The 1810-nt window shown below is 60.6% G+C and carries 1 protein-coding gene; it reads right to left on the bottom strand.

Translation table 11 applies throughout. The features are described from left to right. The coding region (locus tag EN780_RS33300) for a ParB/RepB/Spo0J family partition protein (protein WP_133372847.1) at positions 1–1709 on the bottom strand (1709 nt) is incomplete at its 3' end. Between the last annotated feature and the right edge of the window lie 101 nt (positions 1710–1810).

The following is a 1810-nucleotide window of genomic DNA, read 5'->3' as shown; positions in this document are numbered from 1 at the left end:
ATGGTGGTCCGGTTGACGTGCTTGAAATAGCTGTCGCCGGTCGTCTCGAACCACTCGGACATGTCGATATTGAGTGCTCGGCCTAGCTGGTTGGCCTGCTCAATGCCCTTCTTGCGGTCGGTGAACTTCTTCTCCACCGCGTTCACCGAATGAGCGGCACCAAAGGCCAGCAGAGTAAGCAGCGTGTCCTGCGGCTGCTCTAGCAGCCAGTCGAACAGATCGGCGGGATTGCCCGGCAGGTGATGGCCGTAGTTTTCGGACAGGTCATTGAACGCCGCAAGGCCCTTGCAGCTTTCGGCGTCCTTCATCGAAGGCTTTAACCGCTCATGGGTGATCGACAGTTGAAGCGCGCTTTGCTCTGAATTGTATGGATAAGCCACTTGCAACAGCATGGCATGCACCACGGCGACAAGGGCAACGTCAGGATTGTTCGCCAGTTCAATGCGCAGCGCTGCGGTTTTGTGGGCCGTCAGGTCCTCTATCAGAGCCGCCGAATGCGTGACGGTCGGAATTGCGGGCTTTGCTTCGCCTGCGATACTCGGCAAGCCCTCGTCGGCCTCGCCCTCGTCTGTTACCTCGGCATCGTCCGGCTTCACAAAACCGCGCTCGATAGAAAGCCTGCCGTAATAGTCGAGCATGACGAAAGCGCCGCCGCTCGCCAGTGCCTCGGGGCTATACGCTTCCGTGTGGGCGGTCAGGGCGTCAATCCGCTTTTCGACTTCCTCAAGCTTTGCCTCGGCCTCGTCATCTGCGGCACCGCTCTCGATCAGTTCGGCCAGCTCGTCATATTCTGCCTGCGCGGCGTCGAGCACTGCCTGATCTTCCTCGGAAAGGTTCACGTCTTCGGGATAGTGGCGCTCCATGCTGTGAAGCCCTTCCGGCATGGAAGTGCGGCACTCCACCCATTTCCAGCCTTCGGCGCGTACCGCCTCGGCCCCCGCCTCAAGCTTTTCGGCAACCAGCTTTTCCAGCAGCACCGTATCGGTGACATAACCGGCGTTGCGTTCATCGAACAGGTCGCGCTTGACCGCACCGCCCGCCGCTTCATAGGCCGCCAGCCCGCCGATGAACTGGACACGCTTGTCTGTCGCGGCAACCAATTCCTCGGTGAGCGCGCACCGGATGGAAAACGCATCACGGTTCCAAGAGGGCAGGGCACTCCATATCTCAACCTGCCGCTGGTGATCGTCGCTGACGGTGAAGGCCGACAACTGCGCAAAACTCATGTCCTCGTCGCGGAACATCTGCAACAGCACCGGCGACACGCGCGCCAAGGCCAGCCGCTTGCGCACGATGGTTTCGGTTGTCCCGAAACGAGTGGCGATATCAGCGATTGCTTTGCCCTCTTGGGCAAGGGCGTTGAATGCCTCGAACTGGTCAGCCGGGTGCATGGCCTCATGCAGATTCTCGGTCAAGCTTATCGCCGTAGCGTCCGCGGCCTCACGCTGCTTACATTCAACGGGGAAGTCCTTCGCGATCTCGCCCGCCTCGGCAAGAAGGAGGAGTGCGGCGCGTCGGCGGCCGCCAGCCGTCACGAAATAGCGGCCCTTCTTGTCGCCCTTCCTGACGATGAGGTTCTGCAACAGCCTGTAACCGTCGGCTCGGATGGTCGCGGCCAGTTCCTTGATGCCCTCGGCGCTATAGGTTTTACGGACGTTCTTCGGGTCCACGTCCAGCTTGTTCAAGGGGATGGTGATGGTCTCGGTCATGATATTTCTCCTGATTTCCCTTTTTCCCGCGAAGCGGTTTCCTGCCCGAAGGGGCAGGAGCCCCGCTCCTGCTCCCGAGCTCGTGCGGAACAGCGGGGGAG

The sequence above is a fragment of the Mesorhizobium sp. M4B.F.Ca.ET.089.01.1.1 genome (genome assembly GCF_004022605.1).
Taxonomy (GTDB): Bacteria; Pseudomonadota; Alphaproteobacteria; order Rhizobiales; family Rhizobiaceae; genus Mesorhizobium; species Mesorhizobium abyssinicae.
Note: the sequence above shows the minus strand (reverse complement) of the source record. Positions and strands in the feature narration are given on the sequence as shown.